We start from the raw sequence: 23955 nt of genomic DNA, 5'->3' as shown, positions 1-23955 counted from the left end.
TCATTGTTGGTTTATTGCCTTGTATGAGGATAGTGAAATCCATTCATGCCATGATTTGGCATATAATGCTGGGGCTTTTACCCGTTCTCGCCGTAGTTAAATGGATATAACCGACCCCTCCTAAGGGCCAATTACAGGTTCGATTCCTGTCGGCGAGGCCAACATACTTTATTCAGTTAATCAAAATTATAAAAATACTGAAAAATCATAATGTTATCGGATTGTATTTGGTTTTGTTTTGTCTTTTTGGAATAGAATATGAGACAAAACTACCCATGCACTACGCAAAATAAACCGAGAAACTACCCACGCTATGGCCAGTATACAAAAGACCAAAACCGGATACCGGATCCAGTACTACAACCGGGGCAACCGGTTGTCGGCAACTTTCCCCACGAGACGTGAATGCACGTTGAGCCGGTGGGTGAGGGTGTAAGTGAGCTGAAAATTCACTATGGACCCGGTTACAGGGTTTATTTTCAGCAGAGGGGAAACGTCCTAATCCTGCTTTTGTGTGGCGGCGATAAGAAAACGCAGCGCCGCGACATAGTTGAAGCAAAGCAAATCGCCAAAGAATGGAGCGCACAACATGATCGAAAAATTTTCTAAATACGATCCAGCCAATGTGTTGGAAACCGACGAAGATATTGCTTTTTTTATGGCCGATGCGCTGGAAACCGGGGACTCCGGCTATATTGCCAACGCGCTTGGCATAGTGGCCAGGGCTAAAGGCATGGCGCAGATTGCAGAGGAAACCGGTCTGTCTCGTGAACAGCTCTATCGTTCATTTAGTGAACGAGGCAACCCCACGCTCAAAACCACTATGGCGGTTTTGAATGCACTTGGTGTTCAACTCACAGCCAAGCACGCTGCCTAAGTGTAGCGCGTAGATATTACTACACAGGTCGCAGGGTAACACTGGCTAGAAGTTACTCATTAAACTCTATGAGGCAATTCCTTTCTTTGACACGGATCTTGCTGCAAGACAATTTGAAACTGTATTTAGGGCTAACACGGTTGGATGGAGCACATCATGGTCAAACAGGCTGTTTTTACAATGAAGCTTGAGCCAGAACTGCGAGATAGTTTCATGGCGGAAGCGGCAGGTGAAGATCGACCGGCGTCTCAGGTCATGCGTGAACTCATGCGTGGCTACATCCAGCAGCGTCGTCAGGCACGCGAATATGACGACTACTTGCAGCGCAAGGTCGAAGCCGGTCGCGCGTCAATGCGTTCTGGCCTTGGCCGTTCAAATGATGAAGTAGAAGCCGACTTCGCGGCCAGGCGGAGGAGCGTCGCGGCGGGCTAAGTTTGCATTTCAAATGCGTTCCAATCCATGGCGTTATTTGTCAATACCAAACAGTTAAGCAATCTTGAAAAATACTTGGTTTTTTACTACAACTTTTACGCCGCCCTAGGCTTTGTCCTCTCCCAGCTACCTTACTGGTGATGACGCTAGGTACGTTTATGGCCTCGCTTTTTCGAGTGAGGCCACCCGAATTTTCAAAACCTCCTATGTGCGATTGAGCATCAGGTCAAGTTCTTCGATGCCGGCTATCTGATCATCGAAAGCGGCGTTTCTCCGCTGATCTTCGGGCAAAATTATCCATGTTTGGCGGCACTGATTTTTAATACAATATCACCCATCCATCCGGGTATCTTTGTTCGTGATTTCATAAGCGCCTTCAGGTAGCGATCATCGAGTCTGTCGGCAAAGCGCTGAATGGTGTCGGCATCCACGTTTTTCCGGCCCAAATGCACCATGGCTTGCAGAACCGCATTGACGTGGTCTGGAGCATTTTCGATTAATGGTATGCGCGCATGTTTAAGCGCGAGCGTTCGGCCTGCGACTTTCTTTACGCGGGAAGGACCGGATGTGGTGAATGTAGGACGAGCAGGAACCTGAGTTGAAAGGCCAAGGTTCTTCACTGCGGTAGCTCCTGAGTCGAACACCTTGGTACGGCTTTGGTTGGAAACCGCTTGCGCCAGGCTATCCAGTTTTGGGCTTAGCGGGCCCAGCTTTTCGTGGAGAACGGGATAATCATATAGCCCATGCCCTATGCGTCGGATCTTTCCCGATTGCTTTAAACGGGCGAGAGAGACATCGACTGCTCCGCGAGATCCGAGATCAATAAAATCTCTAGGCGTAAAAACCCAGCCACGGCCTTTGCCGTGGATGTGTTTCACAATCCTGTCACTAATACTAATGCCACGCATTGTATTCTCTCCTTTATGTGTTAGATATAAATATCTAACAAAAAATAATGTTAAATTTAACTAAAAATATTTATATATCAATAAATTACGTTTATTTATTGATTCTGATTGGTTTCGTAATTTTTTATTTAAAAGGTATGGCGAACCCGGCGTTTTGATCCTGCGTGATTTGAGAGCATGATCTCTCTAAGAGGGGTGTGCATGGGGAAGAGGCGATATAGCGATGGGCAGGTTGTCCCAACCCTTTTGCCTCATTTACAAAATCGTCAGGGACAAGACAGGCGCCGTGGCTTAAAATAGGATATTGCTAATCACCTGGAGTATGGCACATGAGCAACGATAATGAATTTGACATCGCGCTGGACAATATCGATTTTGATGCGATCGAAAAGAAAAATGCCGAGCTGATCAAGAAAATGGATGAAAACGTGCCCGAAGCAGACGACGATTGCGGAGATGCCTGCAAAATCTAGGCACGTTCAAATGCTATAAAAAAAGACGCCAAATGGCGTCTTTTTTGTACCCGGCTGCAGAACGGCTATTACTTTTGCAATATTGCTTATGTCATCGCAATGGTCTGCAGGCAATTAAAGCCCCAACAAAACACCTGCGCCAATAATTGCCAACACCAGCGCCGCAATCGCGGTATAGATATAGTCGCGTGCGTGCCCGAACATCACCAGCATGAGTGCAACGCGGAGAATCGGCAATAGTACGAAAATCACCACACCGAGTCTGATCAGCGCATAGCCCGCATGGGGTTGTCCGGGAATGTAGCCCATTTGTGTCAGTGCACCCACGGTAATGCCAATCGCGATGACTGCTGAAGCGATCAGAGTGCCATACCATAGCAGACATGCAACGATACCGTCCTGGCGCTGCGGCTTGCTGTTTGATGGATTCATGAACCGGTCTCCCAAAGATGAATACCCAGCGCGCTTAGCATCATTTGAATCGCAAGTGCAATAAGTATGATGGCGAACAGTGCGCGCAGTTTGTCAGCAGGCAGTCCCATCAGCAGGCGTGCGCCGGCCAGTGCGCCAACAACGGAACCGAGTGCGACGGGCCCGGCAATGTTCATATCAATATCACCGCGTACAAGATAGGCCCCGCCACTGGCTGCAGCAGTGACGCCGATCATGAAGTTGGATGTTGCTGATGACACCTTGATGGGCAGCTTCAGCGCAGTATCCATGGCGGGGATCTTCAGAACGCCAGAGCCAATGCCCAGCAATGCCGAGATGACACCAGCCCCGTACATCAAAGAAAGTCCCAGGGGAACCCGGGCGACCTGATAGGCCACGTCCCGGCCAAGCTCGCGATCGGGAAAGGTTGAGTGCAGGCCCAGCCGACTTGCCCAGCTTTGCGGATCGGGCGTACCGGTAACGGCAGATTCGCGGCGACGGGCCATCATTTGCTGCGCAGACAAAACGAGAATAACAGCGAACAGCCCATACAATACCGGTGTAGGAATAATACCGATCAGCAGCACGCCGGTAATGGCGCCGAGTGTCGTGGCGGTCTCCAGAACAATAGCCAGGCGGATGTTGGTCAGGCGCTCCTTCAGAAAGGGCGCGGCGCTCCCGCAGGAACAGGCAATGACCGACACGATGCTGGCGGCGATGGCGACGTGAATGTCTACGCCGAAAGCAATGATGAGTATGGGCACAATAAAAATGCCGCTGGCCATTCCCAGCATGCCGCCCAGCAGGCTGGCGCCGAATGCGGCAGCGAACAACCAGAACAGGGTTGTGATATCCATGCCTGCGCCCCCTTTTAGCGAAAACGCCGCGACAAGCGGGTGGCAAAGCGAATCGAGTCGCCCCGGTAATACAGCTTTTCGTAGTCGACAGGTTGTTCTCCTGTGCTATAGGAGGTGCGTTCGATCAGAAAAATCGGGGCGCCGATGGCAATATTAAGGGCCTGTGCGACATGCTTGTCGGCGGTCACGGCTTCCAGCTGATAGCTTGCCTCTACCAGGGGCAGGGCATATTTGTTTTCAAGCAGATCAAAGATTGGTTCTGCGTCCAGATTGTTGCTGACTACCTTTTCGCCGATCTCCAGCGGCAGATAGGTTTCGTCGAACGACATGGGAATACCATCGGCCAGACGAATGCGTTCGATTCGATAGACTTGCGTGCCCGGGGCGATTTGCAATGCCCGGGCTATTTGTTCATCAGCGTTCACGATGCGTTTATCGAGCAGGCGTGAGGTCGGATGACGGCCCAATACCACCATGTCTTCCGCAAAGCCGGTCAGCTCCGTCAGGGCCTGTGTGACTTTAGGGTGCGTCACAAACGTTCCCTTGCCGCGGCGGATTTCCACCAAACCGCGAACGACAAGGTTCTCGATGGCTTTGCGAACAGTGGTTCGACTCATATGAAAGCGGGCAATCAATTGTTCTTCTGTTGGCAACTGCGCCCCGGCAGCGAGCGTGCCGCTGGCTATTTCCGCGGCCAGGGCAGCTTCGATTTTGGCGTAGAGTGGGGTGGTATCGGTTAGTGTCATAAACAACATCATGACATCATGATGTCGTAATGTCTATGATTTTTTTGTTCTGAGGTGCCAGATAACCAGCCAGAGGGAGAATTCTTCTGTCGCGGAAGTTACATCGATTTACGACACTCAAGCCTCAATACTCAAGCCTCGATACTCAAGCCTCGATACTCAAGCCTCGATACTCAAGCCTCGATACTCAAGTCCCGTTGCGCACAAATGAAAAGGCAGGTGATTAACCTGCCTTCAATCTCAAATAAAGGGGAGCGTGTTGCGCTGGAAGTCTGCTTGCGTCAAGCTGTGACCGCATGCTGTACTGGAACGAGTGCAACCTGTTTCAGGCAGCAGTGCTATCAGGCCGTGGCATATATCTCAGGGCCGTTCAGGCGGGCGCGTCGGTATCCGGGCGTTCAGGTATTTCATATACACCGTCCGGGTCGGCAATCAGTTTCTGGAACTGCCCGCTATGGGCGACCAGCATTTCAAAGTGGGTTTTGCCATCGTGCAGCCGAGGGGTCAGCAGCACGACTTTGCCCTGCGTTTTTTCTTCGACGTTGCGCACAATTTCAGTCAGGCCCTGAACGGTCCTGGATTTGCGCCGTTGGTCATCGTCCTGCTGGTCGGCGGCGAAAGCGCCGTAGCTCAATTGCGCCGCTAGCGAGGACAGGACCAGTTTGAGCAGTACATCTTTCATCTTATTCTCCTTCTGGTGATCCGCGTGAACGGGTAGATAATGAGTGGGAGGTGAACCAGCAACGTTAAACAGCCCTGGCAACCGGCGGATGTGTAGCGACGAGATCGGAGGTATTCCGTGAAAAGCAATCAGGGCGGATGTAAATGATGAGTCCTGGTGCGTTGACTTTGTCGCTTGCGAGCGCTCAGTTTACCGGCTTGTGAGGCAACGAGCCAGTAAATATTTCAGGTTTGATACGGCTTTTTATGCTGCAGGGCAATACAAATAAGGTTGCGGTAGCGGTCAGGGTTTCTGGATGCCGGTAGTTTTTATCGAGCCCGAACTATCCCGTTCAGTAATAATATCCGGTCATTGTGACCGTGGCGTGACGCGTTGGCCGATATCGTAACTACCGAAATGCTGCATTGCGACTGCAGCAAGGCCAAAGAATGCCTGTCATAATACCGTTTTACGCTTGTGGCGGGTCGTTGTGCGACACGCCGGATTGTTTTTTCGGATGCATTTACATGGCATGTTCAATTGATGCGGTCACACCTGAAACGGTGGCATCGCTGGATCCGGAAACAACTGTTGTTGTTACCGTCAATAACCGCCTGGTGTGGCGGGTTCACGCGTTGTTGCTTGCACAGGCAAGGCAAGGCAGCGCTGTATTGCAGTTGCCTGCAGCGAGTTCTCTCGCGCACTGGCTGGATCAATTACATCAGGAGCGGCTTTTCTGCGTTGATCCTACCGTTCGCAGTCACCGGCTCAGCGCGTTCGCAGCCCGCCTGTTGTGGGAAGAGGTTGTTGCCTCCATGCAGGGCGAGACGCCGCTTATCGATGTCCAGCTGGCTGCCGCACGCGCCATGGCTGCCAGCCATGACCGGGATGAATGGGACGTGCAGGTTCAGCCTCAGGAGCAAACCGAAGAATATCTGCGTTTTAAGCAATGGCGTAATCAATACGAACAGCGCTGCCGCGAACTGGACGCCCAGGACGATAATCACCTGTATAACACGTTGATCGATTCGGTGGAGGCAGGCCGTTTGTCGCGGCTGCCCGCCACTGTGGTCCTGGCCGGGTTTAATGAATATTCGCCGCGCTTAACGCGCTTGTTGCAGGCGTGCGCCAGTCGTGGCTGCCAATTGGTGTCGCTGTCATTGCCCCGGCATGAGCAATCGCAACGCACATTATCAACGCAAAAAGATCGCAGCAGCGAGTGGATTGCTGCTGCGCACTGGGCAGCCGGCGAATTGGCGGCCGACCCGCTGCGTCGCGTGGCCATTGTCTCGCCCGCGATGGAAGCGGACGCGGTGTTTGCGCGCCGCATTCTGGACCGTGAACTGTCGGCTGATCCTCTTATCCCGCCATATGGTTACAACATGTCTGTCGGGCGCGCGCTGGCAGAGTGGCCGGTGGTTTTTGCTGCCTTTCGGTGGCTGTCGCTGATTGCCGGTTTGTGCGACCAGGGTGTGGTGCGGCCCCAGCAGTTCGGACAGGCATTGCTGGCCGGGTTTTGCAGCGCAAGCGCTGTCGAGCAGTCGGCCATGGCGGTATTGGATGCGCGCCTGCGTGAGTCACAGAACATTGAGTGGCATACCGATCAGGTATGCGCCCAAATGGACCGGCACGCGTCGGACTTCTCCTATGTTTTCCGGCAGGCGATTGCACACTGGCAGCAGGCTGCATCGGGCGGGCGGCAGGACACCGAGCACTGGACCCAGGCCATACGCGAAACGCTGGCCCTGCTGGGTTTTCCCGGCAGTACGCTGTCAAGTACCAATTATCAGGTGTGCAAAGCGTTTGATGAACTCCTGCATACTTTTTCACTGCTGAATCTGTACGCCGGGCGCCTCTCCGGCGGGTCTGCCGTTGCGCTGCTGCAGCGCATGGCGCGGGAGGCCATGTTTCAGCCGCAACGTGATCCCAATGTCAGGCTCGACGTCCTGGGTTTTCTGGAAGCCGAGCATGGTCAGTGGGATGCGGTATGGGTGCTGGGTCTGACCGATGACGTTATTCCGGCCAGCCCTGATCCAAATCCATTTTTGCCTGTGGCTGCACTGGCCAGAGCCGGGGCGCCGCGTGCCACGCCGGAGCGGGAGAAAGCCTGGGCAATCGACATGCTGCAGGCACTATGTGGTGTTGCGCCTCAGGTTGTGCTCAGTCACCCGGCCAGCGAGGCCGATCGGGCGTTGCGTCCATCGCCATTGCTCAGCTTTTTTGTCGGCGCATCAGCCGGGCAGGGCGAGAGCGTCGGGGTGTCCGAGTGCCTTTCCCGCGCCCGCTGCGCGGCGTTGCCGCTGGAAACGTTGAGCGATAATCGCGGTTTGCCGCTGACAAAGATGCTCGAGGGGGGCTCAGACCTGCTGGAAACGCAGGCCCTGAATCCGCTATGGGGGTATGTGCGCTATCGTTTGCTGGCCAAAGGGCTCAGACCCTATCCAGAATCACTGAACGCAGCGATTCGCGGCACGTTTCTGCACAGTATGGCGCAAAAAGTCTGGGAAATGCTCGGCTCTTCCGAGCGCCTGCTGCAGCTTGACCAGAATGCTCAAAGTGAGCTGGTGACGCAAGCCGTGGCCATGGCCGCAGACCAGACGCTGAATGGCGTCTCGCCCGCACTGGCAGCGATGGAAAAGGCGCGCGGTCATGCTGTCATGATGACGCTTCTGGATCTGGAGCGGGAACGCCCACCTTTTCATGTAATGGGCGTTGAGCAGGCCGCCGCCTGGCAGCATGCCAGTGTGAAGGTCAATTTGCGCGTAGACCGGATTGATGAAACCGAGCAGGGCGCTAAAGTAGTGATGGACTACAAATCCGGGCAGCGTACGCCCGATTTCCAGAAAGACTGGTTGCGGCCACAGCCGATCAACCTGCAATTGCCCCTGTATGCCACGGTCTTACGGCAAGCCGATGCAGCAGGGCAGCGCGGACAAATAGAAGCCTTGCTGTTTGCCAAACTGAATGCAAAGAAAACCGAATTCAATGGCCTTGGTGAAAACGGCAGTGATATTGCCGGCATCACTTCCCTGGCTAAACTGACGCCGGAGCAAAGCTGGGAAGCGTTGCTGGATGGCTGGGAACGCAGTCTTGAGCAACTGGCTCGTGATATTTCGGAGGGCGTAGCCGATAACCGGAGCTGGACGGTGAATGACCTGATGTATTGTGATGTGCTGCCGTTTCTGCGCCTGGCACAGGAGAGTGAAGATGATTGAACGCCAGCCAAGTGATGTTAAGGCGCGGGCACAGGCGCTGCGCACAGATAAGTCGTTTATTATTCAGGCACCTGCCGGTTCCGGTAAAACCGAACTGCTTACCGACCGCATTCTGGCGCTGCTCGGCGGCGTGACCAAGCCCGAAGAAATTTTGGCCATCACCTTTACCCGCAAGGCGGCAGCCGAAATGCATGCGCGGGTGCTGCGCAAACTGCGTGCCGGCCTGTCTGATCAGGAACCCGCCAGCACCCATGAAAAAAACAGCTGGCTTCTGGCGCGTGCTGCACTGGCGCGCAACGAGCAGCAAGGCTGGGATCTGCTCAACCACCCGGCGCGGCTGAAGGTACGGACCATCGATGCCTTTTGCGCGCAGCTGGTGCGCTCTATGCCATGGATGTCCGCCATGGGCGGGATGCCGGGCATCGCCGATAATCCGGAGCAGCTTTATTTGCAGGCAGCCAGACAGTTGCTGGAACATGTGGATCACAACGACAGTGTGCAGGACGTATTGCTGCATATGGATATTGATCTGGTATCGGTAGAGCGATTGATCGTGGATATGCTGGCGCGGCGCGACCAGTGGCTGCAGGAGACGGTCAATACTCAGGCGGCCATGACTCAGTTGCGAATGGCACTCACAGATGTCATGGAACAGAAACTGGACACGCTGGCAGAGGCAATGCCGTTTTCCTATGCCAGCGAGCTGGCGCCCATCGCACGCCTGGCTGCCGCCAGCCAGGCCGAGACCGCGGTTTGTATGCTGGAGCCACTGCTGGACTGGGACGGTGTGCCACTGGCCGGTTCTGTCGAGGCCCTGCCGCAGTGGCAGGCGTTGTCGCGCTTGTTGCTCACCGGCAGCGGCGGCTTGCGCAAACGCCTTACTGTCAAAGAGGGATTTCCGGCCAAAAGTGCACATAAGCAGGCGATGCAGGACTGGCTCGACGCCTGGCAGAATGATAGCGAGCACTGGACCGGCCTGCTTGCCGAAGTGAGTGGCTTACCTTCAGAAGTATTGAGCGAGCGTCAGGAAAAAATCATACGCTCCTTGCTGGAAGCACTGAAGCTGGCAGCCGCAGAGCTGATGCTGGTTTTTCAGGAAGAAAAACAGGTGGATTTCATCGAGATTGCCCAAAGAGCAGCGCTGGCGCTGGGGTACACCGATGATCCTTCAGATATGCTGTTGAAGCTGGATGCGCGCATTTCGCATATTCTCATCGACGAGTTCCAGGACACCAGCCAGATCCAGATTCAGTTGATCGAAAAACTGACACTGGGCTGGAGCCCGGGCGATGGTCGCACACTCTTTCTGGTGGGCGATCCGATGCAGTCCATTTATCGCTTCCGCAAGGCGGACGTCGGGCTGTTCCTGAGCGTTGCCAGCGAAGGGATCAACGGGCTTGAGCTGGAAAAACTGGTCCTCACCGAGAATTTCCGTTCGCAGGCCGGGGTGGTCAACTGGGTCAATCAGTCCTTTCGCCACGTATTCCCGGAATATGATGATCTGACACTGGGGGCAATCCGGTATACGGAATCGGTTGCTTTCAACGCGGCAGCAGACGGTCCGGCAGTCCGCTTTCATCCGGTTTATCAGGCGGAAGACAAAGATGCCGAGACGACCCAGGCAGAGGCAGAGCAACGCACGCTGGAACTGGTGCGCTCAGCACTGGCTGCCAACCCGGACAGTGAGCATCCGGTAGCCATCCTGGTCAAGGCGCGAACGCACTTGGGGGCGCTCATGCAATTGATGCAGCGTAACGGGATACCGGTGCGAGCGGTCGAGCTCAATCCGATTCGGGCAGAGCAGTCTGTTATCGATCTGGTGCAGTTGATTCGCGCACTGGCCCACCCAGCCGACCGTGTGGCCTGGTTGTCCGTCTTGCGCTCTCCCGTATGTGGTTTGACGCTGAAGGCGTTAACCCATCTTTTTGGTGATAGTCGTGACACTATTGCTTTTCGTTTGCAAACCGTGCTGGCCCAGGAGGCGGAATTTGCGCCGCTGCTGGGGGACGAATGGCCGCGTTTGCAGCGTTGTGCGCGGATTCTGCTGGATCGCAGTCATGTGGTTGCCGATATTGCCTTCTCCTCACATGTAGAGTCGGTCTGGCGTGCGCTGGGCGGTTACGGCGTGTATGCGAGCGATACGGCATTTGCCGATTTCCAGGCTGTATTCGATCTGGTCGACAGGCTGGCACCCTATGGCGATCTGAATCCAGCTGATCTGGAAGATGCGCTGGCGCGCTTGTATTCGGCAACGAGTGCAGAACAGCGAGCGGTTGAAATCATGACCATGCACAAGTCCAAGGGGCTGGAGTTTGAAGTGGTGATCTTATACGGACTGCACCGCCGACCCCGTTCTGATACGGCGCCATTGCTGCGCTTTGAACGCAACCGGAACCGTCTGCTGATGGGACCCATTAAACCCAAGGCGGCCGAAGAAACCGACAAACTATCCGCGATGCTGGGTGCCATGGAAAAACGCCGCAGCGACTATGAGCTCGATCGTCTGCTTTACGTGGCCGCCACCCGTGCGCGCCAGCGCCTGCACCTGGTCTCGCAGGTTCAGTGCAAGCAGGGACAGGTTGTTGAGCCGCCACGCGGTTCTCTGTTGTCGCGGCTATTTTCACTGTTTGAATTAGTGCCTCCGGTGCCTCAGGAGCCGCGCGAATCGGCTACTGTCGATGCCGTCATATCGGATGTGCAGGGGCCGCAACTTAGCCGGATCACGACCCAGGCTCTGGCACAACTGCCGGTGACCGCCAGCGGCAATGCTGTAATGGCATCTGCCGGTTCGGGCTGGCAGTTTGATGATAAATACGAGGCCAGTATTGGCACGGTAACGCACGCATGGCTGGCCCGCATTGGTCAGGATCACATGCAGGGCTGGAACGAGGCAAGACTGCAGGCGGCGCGGGAAATTATTGTGCGTCAGCTGGAAAACGAAGGTTTGCGGCAGGCACAGGCACGCACTGGCGCACAGCGTGTCTACGACCTGCTCAGCTGCTGCCTGGCATCTGAAAAAGGTCGCTGGCTGCTCTCGCATGCACAGGCCCGACAGGAACTGCCCCTGACCAGCATGGACGGAAAGTTGCTGATTGTGGACGTCGCGGTCTCTACCGATACCGGGTGGCTGGTGGTGGATTTCAAGACAGGCGAGCGGCGGGAGCACGAACCACAAGATGTTTTTGAGGCGCGCATGAAAGACACGTATCGGCTTCAGTTGCAGGGGTACTGCGAACGGCTGTCGAGACTGGACGGGCGTGAAGCCACGGCGGCCATTTTTGCGCTGGATACCGGAGACTGGATTGAATTTGATCCGGCTCAGTTGGCATCGGCATTGTAATTTTTGCACAAGCGGCGCGAAACTTGCTAAAATGCGAAGTGGTGGGTCCCTTCGCATGGGCCGGCGGTGAAACTGGTCAGGTCGGGAACGAAGCAGCCATAGTCGTTCAGGTTCAGTGCCGAAGTAAGGCTCACCACCGCATTCTTGAACTAACGTCACCCCTTGTGGTGGCGTTTGTTTTTTCTGGGCTAAAATAACCGGTATGAGCTATCTTGTCCTTGCCCGTAAGTGGCGTCCTCGCTCCTTCGAAACGCTTGTCGGCCAGGACCATGTGGTCCGGGCGCTGACCAACGCCCTCAATACCCAGCGTCTGCATCACGCCTGGTTGTTTACAGGCACCCGAGGTGTTGGCAAGACCACACTGTCACGTATCCTGGCAAAGTCTCTTAATTGCGAAACCGGTATCACGTCCAAGCCTTGTGGTGTTTGTCGCGCCTGCGTCGAGATTGATGAAGGGCGCTTTGTCGACTATCTGGAATTTGATGCCGCCTCCAATCGTCGCGTTGAGGAAATGACGCAACTGCTGGAGCAGGCTGTCTACGCCCCCAGTTCAGGCCGCTATAAAATTTATATGATCGACGAGGTGCACATGCTTTCCGGGCATGCGTTCAACGCCATGCTCAAAACGCTGGAAGAGCCGCCGCCGCATATCAAATTTATTCTTGCGACTACCGATCCGCAGAAAATGCCCGTTACCGTGCTGTCACGGTGCCTTCAGTTCAATCTGAAGCAAATGCCGCCCGATGCCATAGTCGCGCACTTGAATCACGTATTAACAGAAGAGTCTGTGGCTTTTGAAGTACCTGGCTTGCGTCAGATTGCACAGGCAGCAGGGGGCTCCATGCGTGATGCCCTGTCGCTCACCGATCAGGCGATTGCATTCAGTGGTTCCAATATCACCGGTGATGCTGTGCGCGATATGCTTGGCACCATCGATCAGCGTTTTCTGGTTCGCTTGCTCGATTCCCTGAATCAGGGCTCGGCTCAGGGTGTGCTGGATATAGCAAATGAATTGTACGAACGTGGCTACTCGTTTGCCGGTGCGCTGGCTGATCTGGCAGTGCTATTGTCGCAGATCGCGATAGAGCAGCGCCTGCCTGGCACTGCACTGACAGAAGCCGTGTTGCAGGATGATATTGTGCGGCTGGCCCGCACCTGCCACCCCGACACGCTGCAGCTGTTTTACAGTATCGCCATTCATGGACGAAATGAACTGGCCCTGTCACCTGATGAATATGCCGGCTTTGTCATGACGTGCCTGCGCATGCTGTCTTTGGTAACCTCTGAGCCGGCTCATAGTACGGTAAGTGAGTGGCAGGCCGGCAATGGTCACCTGTCGGGTGGGCAGAAGGCAGATACCGCCGCATCTCCGCAGCATCATGAAGCATCGGCAGTGCCGCCCGCCGCGGTTGCGGCACAGCAGGGTGCATCACAGGCACCAGCAACGACGGACCAGGCAGTGACCGCAAGTGCAGCAGACTTGCAAAAAAAAAATCTGAATGACCTTTCGACTGTAGCGGCTGCAACAGCGGCTGCGCCGGCAGCCGAGTCGCAGTCCTCATCTGCAAGCGAATATCCGCCCACATCTGTTATAGCCGTACAGCCACAGACGGAACAGGTTCCGTCTGCAACCCCTGTTGCGGCGGAAACTGCGGGGCAGGTCGTGGCCTCCGATATAAATACACGCGAAACGGTCACTCATGAGGGGGCCTTACCTGTCAAACTGGTGCCGCAGCGCGAACCCATTGTCGTTCCTGCGGTGCGGCTTGAGAAGACGCGTGAGCAGGAACGGCCTGCCTGGGAAGATGATGCAGCCAGCCCGGCAGACCATCGTGGGGAACCGGACCTGCAGGCAGGCAATGGCACAGCCGGGCAGGAGCAGGCCCGGGTCCAACCGCTAAATACACCCGGGGCGCACCAGGCCGCTGACGATTCCGGCCCGCCCGTGTGGGAAGATATTCCGCCGGACTGGGAAGCCGCCGGTCTGGCCGGTCAGACTGACGATGATGGCGATATTGTGCCTGGCGATAATGTGGTGGTTGAGCAAGACCAGACCTGGGTTCCCACTCACCAGGACCCGCAAGCCCATCGGCCGCTTGCGACCATGAATGCGCAGGAATGGGTGCAACTGGTCGCTGAATTGCCTCTTTCGGGCTACGCAGCCGAAATGGCGCGTCGTTGTGAATGGGTAGACCACAAGCAGAATAAAATCACACTCAGAATTCCGGTAAAAGGGCAGAACGACTTAAACGCCAGGACCAAGCTGGAAACAGCCCTCACCGAATATTTCCATGAGGTGGTCCGGGTGGACATGGTGTTTGGCCATACCGGTGATGCGACCCTGCATGCCGTAGAGCAGGCTGAGCGTGAAGCATTGCAAAAACGGGTGGAAAAAGCAGTGCAGGAAAATGAATTTATTAATACACTGATTACTGATCTGGGCGCGCGCGTTGTGCCCGACAGCATAGAGCCAATCAGGCAGAAAAGCGCTTGATGTCAACCGCTATAATTGCGATTTAAAGGAACGTATTCATTATGATGAAGAATCAACTGGCCGGTCTGATGAAGCAGGCCCAGCAAATGCAGGAAAACATGAAAAAGGCGCAGGACGCCCTGGCCGATATTCTGGTAGACGGTGAGTCTGGCGGCGGCATGGTTAAAATCTCCATGTCTTGCCGTCATGATGTTAAACGGGTCACCATTGATCCTGCACTGCTTGGCGACGATAAAGACATGCTTGAAGATCTGGTTGCGGCTGCATTCAACGATGCATTGCGCAAGGCTGAGGCCACCACACAGGAAAAAATGTCCGGCGTAACTGCTGGTATGCCTCTGCCTCCAGGGATGAAATTCCCCTTCTGATGCGCGATATGCTGCCTGAACCCGAACCGCTCAGTGCGCTGATTGAGGCGCTGCGCCGCCTTCCCGGCGTCGGTCAGCGTTCGGCGCGACGCATGGCCTATCATTTGCTGCAATACGATATCGCGGGTGCCGACCAGTTATCCCGCGCCCTCAGTACCGCTGTTTCAGATATCCAGCACTGTGCTCGCTGCAATTCATTTTCCCAGAATGACATCTGTGAAACCTGTCTGAATCCGAAGCGTAATGCTGCACAGCTGTGTATTGTAGAGACGCCGGCCGATCAAAATATGATAGAGGCCAGCCACGGTTATCAGGGGCTGTATTATGTGCTCATGGGCAGGATTGCGCCCCTGGAGGGGGTCGGGCCGGCTCAGCTGAATTTTGAAAGATTGCTGCGGCGTGCGATGGATGGCACGGTCACGGAAGTGATTCTGGCAACCAATTTCACGGCGGAGGGGGAAACCACCGCCCATTATCTGACGGAAATTCTGCGGGAAAAAGGGCTGCAGGTTTCACGCATCGCGCGCGGTATACCCACGGGCAGTGAGCTGGAATATGTTGATGCCGGCACCATCGCCTGGGCATTTATGGAACGGCGTGGCGCATAACAGATAGCCGGCGCAGCTAATACCCAGCGCAGCTAAATAGCCGGTGCAGCTAAATAGCCAGGGTAGCTAAATAGCCAGGGTAGCTAAATAGCCAGGGTAGCTAAATGCCGGCATAGCAGCCATCGGCTGGCCGGTGGGCTGGTCTGCAAAACAGGATATCGTCGGCAACTTGTCGTGCCGCATATTTTCCGGCAGCAAAGAACCCAAAACCCGGGTCCCTTGCTGCTTTTATCGTTGCCGCATTTACTGTAAGGGCGCTGCGCTGCAGTCAGCGCTCAGAAAAGCGAGGCGCTGCGGTTTAGCCGTTCTTACGGCAATCGTCAATCAATGCGTCCAGCTTGATCGCATCAGCAACAAAAGTACGGATGCCTTCGCTCAGTTTTTCCGTGGCCATCGCGTCTTCATTGAGCAGGAAGCGGAAGTTCTTTTCTTCCGGCGCAATCGAGTCAATGTGGGCTTTGGCGGCCATGGCTTCATGCAGCTCGGCGGTGACGCTGCCATCGGTAGCCGCGAGCTCGCCCAACAGCTCAGGGCTGATGGTCAGCAGGTCGCAGCCGGCCAGCGCCAGCACCTGGCCCACATTGCGGAAACTCGCGCCCATGATTTCGGTATTGATACCATGGCGACGATAATACTGATAAATCCGGGTTACCGATTTCACGCCAGGATCATTGGTTCCGCTATTGTCCGTTTCCACCCAATTGCTGCCTGCCGCCTTTTTATGCCAATCGTAAATACGACCGACAAACGGTGAAATCAGCGTCACCCCGGCATCGGCGCAGACGACTGCCTGAATCAGGGAGAACAGCAGGGTCATATTGCAGGCAATGCCTTCCTTTTGCAAAATGCGTGCTGCAGCAATGCCTTCCCAGGTTGATGCGATCTTGATCAGAACACGCTTGCGATCCACGCCTGCCTGATCGTACAGTTCAATAATGCGGCGCGCACGGGCTACGGTGCCTTCGGTGTCGAACGACAGGCGCGCATCGACTTCCGTTGAAACCCGCCCGGGCACGATTTCAAGAATGCGGCGGCCGAACTCAACCAGAATATGATCCAGTGTATCTGCAGGCGTTGCGTTCGGATATTTGGCAAGCGTGTCCTGCAAAATCGGACGATAAGCGTCCTTGGACAGGGCTTTCAGGATAAGCGAAGGATTGGTGGTGGCATCGGTGGGCTTGTGCGCACGCATGCTTTCGAAGTCACCGGTATCGGCGACCACAGTTGTGAATTTTCTAAGCTGGTCAAGTTGATTCATATGGGATGTTTCCTGCATGGCCGGCTGTCGCGGATTTGTCGTTTCAGGCAAACCATGGCGCCTTTTCGGCCCGATGAAAATTGTAAATTAACAGTTGATTATTTCAAAATCTTACGGATACGTGTATATTACCCGCAATATACAGGCAAGATTCGAATACCGGTTACCAGACACATATTGTCATCCGATCTGGCGGAAAAAAAACCGGCGGTGGGCGCCCTGCGCTAACGGTGCCTAAAGCTGCGCACCGCAAGCGAAGCGGATACAAACGCGCTGAAATATTGTAAATGTGATTAATGCGACGGCGGTGGTCGTCGAATTTTTTATTTCATTCAAAACTGTACAGGAAAAAGGTTAAGGGCAGAATGCTTGTCAAGTGGTGCAGGGCAATGTTGCTGGCGGGATTCGCTGTGATGTCAGGTATGTATTTACCAGTCGCATCCAGTCAGGTAATCTCGTTCGCAAATCCCTTCGTCGGGGTCGGTTCCGCACAACAGGAAATTGCCCTGAACCCCTGCCTGCCTGAAACGGACGTGCGCAATCAATTCGGAGCCGGAGCCGTTCAGCAACTGCAGCAGGCGCTCAATCAGTGGCCGGCCAATGTATGCACGGATCCGCTCATTGCCCGCAATCTGGCCGACTGGCTCTACAACAGCTCGGCTCTGATAGCCAAAACCGACAGGCCGCTGGTCATGGCGGACATCGTTCAAACCCGTACCCGCGTCCTGCTCGCCTGCCGCGATCTCAAATGCATGCGCGATAAACTGCCTGCCATGGTCGACTGGGCCAAAACCAATCTTGACCGTACGCCCGTATATGGTTTGGATGATCAGCCCAGCAGTGTGGAAGGCGCCTTGCTTTCACTGCCAAGGCTGTCCTTGCGGGGGCTGGATCTGCCATTGCCCGGCCAGCAAAAATTCTGCGGCGGGGGTACGATTGATGATCTTAATTTTTTCAGCACCAATCTGAAGGTGTCCGGCAAGGCCTACGTGCTGGTCAAATGCAAAGTAGATAATGGTGAACGCAAAAGCTGGATTCTGGAGAACGACGGCGGCAAGGACTGGCGTGCCGTGGTGGATCTGCGCTCCAGTTCCATGCAGATTGGCACGCTGCGGCGTAATAACCATCCCATTATCTCCAGCTATCTGGAAGAAACCGGCGGTACGCGGGTTCGGATCCTGAGTTACCAGGACAACAGCTATCAGGAAATGTTGCGCTTTCTGGTTGTAGAGGATCGCAGCAAGCTCGGGCATGCGTTTGAGATTGAAAACCGGTAGTTCATTGCGTTTTCTTGCGATATAACCCCTAAGTTTTTTCTATCGTTAAGCCTTACTCTGTATAATAGAAAGGTTTACTTATCGATACCAAATTTTTGGGGTTCTGCGTGCTCACGTCTTCCATATTCGAGGATAATCCTCAATTTCCCACTGCAATTCTGGCTCTGGCAGATGGCACGATTTTCAAGGGAATATCCATCGGTGCAAACGGCCATAGCGTGGCCGAACTGGTGTTCAATACGGCCATGACCGGATACCAGGAAATACTGACCGATCCCAGCTATACCAACCAGATCGTCATGCTAACCTATCCGCATATCGGCAACACGGGTGTGAATCCGGAAGATGTCGAATCCTCACAGGTTCACGCCGCCGGTCTGGTCGTGCGGGACTGTCCGCGCCGTCTGTCCAATTTCCGTGCGACCCAGTCGCTGCCCGATTACCTGAAAGAGCAGGGTGTCGTCGCGATCTCCGGGATTGATACCCGCAAGCTGACCCGTCGTCTGCGCGAGGGTGGGGCACAGGGTGCCTGCATTCTGGTCGGCGACGACGAACAGAAAGCGATTGACCTGGCCGGTGCCTATGCGGGCATGGCGGGTCAGGATCTGGCCAAAGTAGTCAGTCGAACGGCACGCGAAGAATGGCATGAAGGTACATGGCAGCGTACCCAGGGCTACACCCGTCCGTCACAGGATCGCTTTCATGTTGTTGCCTACGACTTCGGGGTCAAATCCAATATTCTGCGTATTCTGGCAGATCTGGGCTGCAGGCTCACGGTTGTGCCGGCCCAGACGGCCGCTGCTGATGTGCTGGCCCTGAACCCGGATGGCGTGTTTCTGGCCAATGGCCCGGGCGATCCGGAGCCCTGCGATTACGCCATCGAAACGGCATGTCAGGTGATGGAGAAAAAAATTCCGCTTTTCGGCATCTGCCTGGGTCACCAGATCATGGGACTGGCACTGAATGCGCGGACCATCAAAATGAAAAACGGCCACCACGGCGCCAACCACCCGGTCAAGGACGTGCAAAGTGGCAGGGTGTACATTACCAGCCAGAACCACGGGTTTGCGGTGGATGCCGACACATTGCCCGACAATGCGCGGGTTACCCACGTGTCCCTGTTTGACGGCTCATTGCAGGGGTTTGAGCTGACCGACCGCCCCGCGTTCTGCTTCCAGGGCCATCCCGAAGCCAGTCCTGGCCCGCACGATATCATCGTGCTGTTTGAAAAATTCATCCGCTCCATGAGCGAAAAAAACTAGAGATATCATGCCCAAGCGTACCGACATAAAAAGCATATTGATTATCGGCGCCGGTCCGATCATTATTGGTCAGGCCTGCGAATTTGATTATTCGGGTGCACAGGCGTGCAAAGCCCTGAAAGCCGAAGGCTATCGCACCATTCTGGTCAATAGTAATCCAGCTACCATCATGACCGATCCTGAAACGGCCGATGTCACGTATATCGAGCCAATCACCTGGAAGGCGGTCGAAAAAATCATTGAGGTAGAGCGTCCCGATGCGCTTCTGCCTACCATGGGCGGACAAACCGCGCTCAACTGCGCGCTTGATCTGGCTCATAACGGCGTACTGGAAAAATACAACGTCCAGATGATTGGCGCCAACGAGCAGGCCATTGAGAAAGCAGAAGACCGTCTGAAGTTCAAGGATGCCATGACCCGTATTGGTCTGGAATCGGCCAAATCAGGCGTTGCCCATACGCTGGAAGAAGCCTGGGAAGTGCAAAAGCGCATTGCCGCAGAGGCCGGCACCAGTGGCTTCCCAGCCGTTATTCGACCCAGTTTCACGCTGGGCGGCACCGGTGGCGGAATTGCCTATAACGCTGAAGAATTCGAGACGATCTGCCGTCGAGGCATCGAAGCGTCCCCCACCAACGAGTTGCTGATTGAAGAATCGCTGCTGGGCTGGAAAGAATATGAAATGGAAGTGGTGCGCGACCAGGCGGACAACTGCATCATCATCTGCTCCATCGAAAATCTGGATCCCATGGGTGTGCACACCGGCGACTCCATCACCGTTGCGCCGGCCCAGACCCTCACTGACAAGGAATACCAGATCATGCGTAACGCGTCTATCGCCGTGTTGCGTGAGATCGGGGTGGAAACAGGTGGCTCCAACGTTCAGTTTGCGCTTAATCCCGACAACGGTCGCATGATCGTGATTGAAATGAATCCGCGGGTATCGCGTTCGTCTGCGCTGGCGTCCAAGGCTACCGGTTTTCCTATTGCCAAAGTGGCGGCACGCCTGGCTGTAGGCTATACGCTGGACGAGTTGCAAAATGAAATCACTGGCGGTGAAACACCTGCGTCGTTCGAACCGACCATCGATTACGTTGTCACCAAGATCCCTCGTTTTGCCTTCGAAAAATTTCCGCAGGCCGATTCCCGTCTGACCACGCAAATGAAATCCGTGGGCGAAGTGATGGCCATGGGCCGTACTTTCCAGGAGTCATTTCAGAAAGCACTGCGCGGGCTTGAGGTGGGTGTTGACGGTCTGAACCAGAAAACGCTGGATCGTGAAAAACTGCAGGTAGAACTGGCAGAACCGGGTCCGGAGCGGATCTGGTATGTGGGTGACGCGTTCGCTCAGGGCTTTTCCCTGGATGAAGTACACGCCCTCACCAAAATTGATCCCTGGTTTCTTGAGCAAATCAAGGAAATCGTCGACATCGAGCTGGAGCTTGAGCAGAAAACCTTGTCGGATCTGAACGAAACGGTGATGCGTCGCCTGAAGCGTCGCGGCTTTTCTGATCGGCGCCTGGCGTTTTTGCTGGATGTATCCGAATCCGAGGTACGTAAGGTGCGTCACCAGCTGGGTGTGCGTCCGGTCTACAAGCGTGTAGACACCTGCGCGGCCGAGTTCGCCACGAAAACAGCGTATATGTATTCCACTTATGAAGAAGAGTGCGAATCACATCCGACCGACAAAAAGAAAATTATTGTTCTGGGTGGAGGTCCGAACCGTATCGGGCAGGGCATCGAGTTTGACTATTGCTGCGTGCACGCCGCGCTGGCGCTGCGTGAAGACGGCTATGAAACCATCATGGTCAACTGCAATCCGGAAACCGTCTCTACCGACTACGATACTTCGGATCGCCTGTATTTCGAACCGCTCACGCTGGAAGATGTCCTGGAAATCGTACACCTGGAGCGACCAGTCGGTATGATCGTACAGTACGGCGGACAAACCCCGCTGAAACTGGCACGTGCACTCGAAGCCAATGGCGTACCAATCATTGGTACCAGCCCCGAGTCCATCGATGTAGCCGAGGATCGCGAGCGTTTCCAGAAGCTGCTGCAAAAACTGGGTCTGCGTCAGCCGCCAAACCGTACTGCACGCACCGAAGCCGAAGCCATTGCTCATGCAGCCGACATCGGTTACCCGCTGGTGGTGCGCCCAAGCTACGTGCTGGGTGGTCGCGCCATGGAAATTGTTCACGAGCAGACCGATCTGGAACGCTATATGCGTGAAGCCGTGAAGGTCAGTAATGACTCTCCGGTGCTGCTTGATCGCTTCCTGAACGATGCAACCGAAGTGGATGTGGATTGCCTGGCCGACGATGAGGTGGTTTTCATTGGCGGCGTGATGGAGCACATTGAACAGGCGGGCGTGCACTCGGGCGATTCGGCTTGCAGTCTTCCTCCGTATTCGCTTTCTACTGAAGTGATCGAGGAAATCAAGCGACAGACCAGCCTGATGGCGCGTGCACTGAATGTACGTGGTTTGATGAACGTCCAGTTCGCCATTCAGAACGGCGATGTATATGTATTGGAAGTGAATCCGCGCGCATCTCGTACAGTGCCGTTTGTATCCAAGGTAACCGGCTATCAGCTGGCCAAGATCGCGGCCCGTGCCATGGCCGGCAAATCGCTGGCCGAGCAGGGTGTGACCGAGGAAGTGGCACCTTCGTATTTCTGCGTCAAGGAAGCCGTCTTCCCATTCGTCAAATTCCCTGGCGTAGACACCATACTGGGCCCGGAAATGAAGTCCACCGGTGAAGTCATGGGCGTAGGACGCACGTTTGGTGAAGCCTTTGTTAAATCACAACTGGCTGCCGGTGTGCTTCTGCCTGAGACAGGCACGGCCTTCCTCAGCGTGAAAGATCAGGATAAATCCAAAGCGGTGGAGCTGGCTCGTGGTCTGGTCAATCTGGGCTTTAAAGTGGTGGCAACCCGTGGTACGGCAGCCAAACTCAATGAGTCCGGTGTACAGGCCCAGGTGGTCAATAAAGTGACCGAAGGGCGTCCGCACGTGGTTGATATGCTCAAGAACGGCGAGATCCAGCTTGTGATCAATACCGTAGAAGAACGTCGCAATGCTATTTCCGACTCGCGTGTGATTCGTACGCAGTCGCTTGCTGACCGGGTCACGTTCTTTACCACGCTGGCCGGTGCCCGTGCTGCGATTGAAGGTATGCAGTACCTGCGCGACGCTGAAGGCATTCAGGTGTATTCTCTGCAGAATATGCATGCAGGGCTGGCTTCTGCAAAGACAACATAAGCCTGTTGCCGGCCCCTGGCCAGCGCGTGTAGCTAATGAGAACGATTGCCATTTTTCTTCGTGAAATTTGGCAATTTTTCTTTATGGGGCATGTCTCGCGCAAACCTCTCTTAAAATACGGTTTTACGTTTGATTCTTTCAAGGAGCAGCATAATGAAAGGCCATCCTAAAGTCATAGACTATTTGAATTTTCTGCTTTCAGGCGAACTGGCAGCACGGGACCAGTACTTTATTCATTCGCGTATGTACCACGAATGGGGTTATACCAAACTGTATGAACGTATCGGCCATGAAATGCAGGACGAGACAGATCACGCTGACGCACTGATTCGTCGCATTCTTTTGCTCGAGGGCACTCCCAAAATGGTGTCTGCTGAAATCCGCGTGGGCAAAGACGTTCCCGAAATGCTGCAGCTTGATCTGGAGACCGAGTTTGAAGTCCGCGATAATCTGAAAAAAGGCATTGCGTTGTGTGAAGAGTCTGGAGACTACGTCTCACGTGAATTATTGCGCGTGCAACTTGAAGACACCGAAGAAGATCATGCGCACTGGCTGGAACAGCAACTGGGCCTGATTAAACGACTCGGTCTGCAGAACTATCTGCAATCGCAGCTGTAATAATGTCATTTGTGATAGTTCACGGTTGCGGCATGCAGCTGTGGTTTCACAAGTAAATAACATTACGACGGCAATTGCATAGTTCTATGCGTGTTTTTATTAGTGGCGCCAGCAGCGGGCTGGGTGAGGCATTTGCCCGGTATTACGATGCCCGTGGCGCGCAGCTGGGTCTGTTCGCCAGATCGGGTGACAAACTGCAAGCGCTGTCGGCCTCGTTGTCCAAACCGGCCTCATGCTATGCGGGCGATGTTCGATGTGGTGCCGATCTTCATAAGGCGGCCGCCGATTTTTTGCAAGATGGTCCGGTGGATATTGTCATAGCCAGTGCCGGCATCAGCGTCGGCATTCTCAATGGCATGGTCGAAGACGCCGACGTGTTTCGGGAAATTATTGAAACCAATGTACTGGGCCTGGGGGCCACATTTGAGCCCTTTATTCCGGGTATGCAAAGCCGCGGCAGTGGTACCCTGGTGGGTATCAGCAGTGTGGCCGGCGTTCGCGGCTTGCCGGGTTCCAGTGCCTACAGTGCGTCCAAGGCGGCGGTCACGGTTTTTATGGAGAGTTTGCGCATTGATCTGTATGGTACCGGTGTCAAAGTCGTGACGATCGCACCTGGGTTTATTGATACGCCCATGACCCGGCAAAACCCTTATCCCATGCCATTTCTGATGCAGCCCGATGCTTTTGCGCAAAAGGCAGGCCAGGCGATTACCCTGGGTCGGCGCTACACCGTCATTCCCTGGCAGATGGGTCTGGTTGCGCGGTTGCTGCGGTTTGTTCCGAGTGCCCTGTATGATCGCGTGATGAGTCGCTCTGGCCGCAAGCCCCGCCGTCACTAGCAAACCGGGCGACCCATCCCATATCCCTGCG

Annotated in this window: 19 protein-coding genes, 1 tRNA gene, 1 other RNA gene and 1 pseudogene; 16 read left to right on the top strand and 6 right to left on the bottom strand. The window is 54.9% G+C overall.

Going from position 1 to position 23955, the window contains the following annotated elements; genetic code table 11:
* The first annotated feature begins 86 nt into the window (after positions 1-86).
* The 4 genes and pseudogenes from MIM_RS13780 (at position 87) to MIM_RS13765 (ending at position 1309) form a co-directional block, all read left to right on the top strand.
* Positions 87-161: transfer RNA gene (locus tag MIM_RS13780), tRNA-Arg, on the top strand.
* A gap of 259 nt (positions 162-420) precedes the next feature.
* Positions 421-609: pseudogene (locus MIM_RS13775) on the top strand (type II toxin-antitoxin system RelE/ParE family toxin); the annotation flags it as partial.
* Entirely contained in the window at positions 590-877 is a 288-nt protein-coding gene (locus tag MIM_RS13770; protein ID WP_042070345.1) for an addiction module antidote protein, read from the top strand. The pseudogene MIM_RS13775 and the gene MIM_RS13770, both read left to right, overlap by 20 nt.
* A gap of 156 nt (positions 878-1033) precedes the next feature.
* Positions 1034-1309: a hypothetical protein gene (locus MIM_RS13765; RefSeq protein ID WP_025373340.1), complete on the top strand. Its 276-nt coding sequence runs from the start codon at positions 1034-1036 to the stop codon at positions 1307-1309.
* A 293-nt stretch (positions 1310-1602) separates the two neighbouring features.
* Here the strand turns inward: MIM_RS13765 and MIM_RS13760 are convergent, their stop codons facing one another.
* Positions 1603-2217, bottom strand: a complete 615-nt coding sequence (locus MIM_RS13760; protein ID WP_025373339.1) for a DUF6088 family protein — start codon at positions 2215-2217, stop codon at positions 1603-1605.
* 329 nt (positions 2218-2546) lie between these two features.
* On the opposite strand from MIM_RS13760, the gene MIM_RS23330 reads away from it, so the two are divergent.
* The gene (locus tag MIM_RS23330; protein ID WP_169733360.1) at positions 2547-2690 is read left to right on the top strand and encodes a hypothetical protein; all 144 of its coding nucleotides are present in this window, start codon (positions 2547-2549) and stop codon (positions 2688-2690) included.
* Between the two features lie 114 nt (positions 2691-2804).
* Here MIM_RS23330 and MIM_RS13755 read toward each other — a convergent pair whose 3' ends face one another.
* From MIM_RS13755 to MIM_RS13740, 4 genes are all read right to left on the bottom strand, one after another.
* A complete protein-coding gene (locus tag MIM_RS13755; RefSeq protein WP_025373338.1) occupies positions 2805-3122 on the bottom strand; it encodes a DUF1634 domain-containing protein in 318 nt (105 codons plus the stop codon).
* The gene (locus MIM_RS13750) at positions 3119-3979 is read right to left on the bottom strand and encodes a sulfite exporter TauE/SafE family protein (protein ID WP_025373337.1); all 861 of its coding nucleotides are present in this window, start codon (positions 3977-3979) and stop codon (positions 3119-3121) included. The genes MIM_RS13755 and MIM_RS13750 overlap by 4 nt, the downstream gene beginning before the upstream one ends.
* Before the next feature lie 14 nt (positions 3980-3993).
* The gene (locus MIM_RS13745; RefSeq protein ID WP_084458992.1) at positions 3994-4734 is read right to left on the bottom strand and encodes a GntR family transcriptional regulator; all 741 of its coding nucleotides are present in this window, start codon (positions 4732-4734) and stop codon (positions 3994-3996) included.
* A gap of 361 nt (positions 4735-5095) precedes the next feature.
* The gene (locus MIM_RS13740) at positions 5096-5407 is read right to left on the bottom strand and encodes a hypothetical protein (protein WP_025373335.1); all 312 of its coding nucleotides are present in this window, start codon (positions 5405-5407) and stop codon (positions 5096-5098) included.
* Between the two features lie 506 nt (positions 5408-5913).
* Between MIM_RS13740 and MIM_RS13735 the strand changes: the two genes are divergently transcribed.
* The 6 genes from MIM_RS13735 (at position 5914) to recR (ending at position 15411) form a co-directional block, all read left to right on the top strand.
* On the top strand, positions 5914-8601 hold the full coding sequence (locus MIM_RS13735; RefSeq protein ID WP_025373334.1) for a PD-(D/E)XK nuclease family protein: 2688 nt from the start codon (positions 5914-5916) through the stop codon (positions 8599-8601).
* On the top strand, positions 8594-11941 hold the full coding sequence (locus tag MIM_RS13730) for a UvrD-helicase domain-containing protein (RefSeq protein WP_025373333.1): 3348 nt from the start codon (positions 8594-8596) through the stop codon (positions 11939-11941). The genes MIM_RS13735 and MIM_RS13730 overlap by 8 nt, the downstream gene beginning before the upstream one ends.
* A gap of 40 nt (positions 11942-11981) precedes the next feature.
* Positions 11982-12079, top strand: an RNA gene (gene ffs / locus MIM_RS22565) — signal recognition particle sRNA small type.
* Positions 12080-12143: 64 nt separating this feature from the next.
* On the top strand, positions 12144-14435 hold the full coding sequence (gene dnaX / locus MIM_RS13725; protein WP_025373332.1) for a DNA polymerase III subunit gamma/tau: 2292 nt from the start codon (positions 12144-12146) through the stop codon (positions 14433-14435).
* 41 nt (positions 14436-14476) lie between these two features.
* On the top strand, positions 14477-14803 hold the full coding sequence (locus tag MIM_RS13720; protein WP_025373331.1) for a YbaB/EbfC family nucleoid-associated protein: 327 nt from the start codon (positions 14477-14479) through the stop codon (positions 14801-14803).
* Entirely contained in the window at positions 14803-15411 is a 609-nt protein-coding gene (gene recR, locus MIM_RS13715; protein ID WP_025373330.1) for a recombination mediator RecR, read from the top strand. Before MIM_RS13720 ends, recR begins: the two co-directional genes overlap by 1 nt.
* Before the next feature lie 298 nt (positions 15412-15709).
* Here recR and tal read toward each other — a convergent pair whose 3' ends face one another.
* Positions 15710-16669: a transaldolase gene (gene tal, locus MIM_RS13710; protein ID WP_025373329.1), complete on the bottom strand. Its 960-nt coding sequence runs from the start codon at positions 16667-16669 to the stop codon at positions 15710-15712.
* A gap of 422 nt (positions 16670-17091) precedes the next feature.
* Between tal and MIM_RS13705 the strand changes: the two genes are divergently transcribed.
* The 5 genes from MIM_RS13705 (at position 17092) to MIM_RS13685 (ending at position 23924) form a co-directional block, all read left to right on the top strand.
* Positions 17092-17946 carry a hypothetical protein gene (locus tag MIM_RS13705; RefSeq protein WP_144084649.1) on the top strand — a complete coding sequence of 285 codons (855 nt, stop codon included), beginning with the start codon at positions 17092-17094 and terminating at the stop codon, positions 17944-17946.
* Positions 17947-18053: 107 nt separating this feature from the next.
* Positions 18054-19208, top strand: coding sequence for a glutamine-hydrolyzing carbamoyl-phosphate synthase small subunit (carA, locus tag MIM_RS13700; protein WP_042070342.1), 1155 nt, complete (start codon positions 18054-18056; stop codon positions 19206-19208).
* Positions 19209-19215: 7 nt separating this feature from the next.
* Positions 19216-22467 carry a carbamoyl-phosphate synthase large subunit gene (gene carB, locus MIM_RS13695; RefSeq protein ID WP_025373326.1) on the top strand — a complete coding sequence of 1084 codons (3252 nt, stop codon included), beginning with the start codon at positions 19216-19218 and terminating at the stop codon, positions 22465-22467.
* Positions 22468-22620: 153 nt separating this feature from the next.
* Positions 22621-23085, top strand: a complete 465-nt coding sequence (bfr, locus tag MIM_RS13690) for a bacterioferritin (RefSeq protein WP_025373325.1) — start codon at positions 22621-22623, stop codon at positions 23083-23085.
* A gap of 86 nt (positions 23086-23171) precedes the next feature.
* Complete coding sequence (locus MIM_RS13685) at positions 23172-23924, top strand: SDR family oxidoreductase (protein WP_025373324.1); 753 nt, start codon at positions 23172-23174, stop codon at positions 23922-23924.
* Positions 23925-23955: the final 31 nt, after the last annotated feature.

Source organism: Advenella mimigardefordensis DPN7, from assembly GCF_000521505.1.
In the GTDB taxonomy this organism is placed as follows: domain Bacteria; phylum Pseudomonadota; class Gammaproteobacteria; order Burkholderiales; family Burkholderiaceae_B; genus Advenella; species Advenella mimigardefordensis.
Note: the sequence above shows the minus strand (reverse complement) of the source record. Positions and strands in the feature narration are given on the sequence as shown.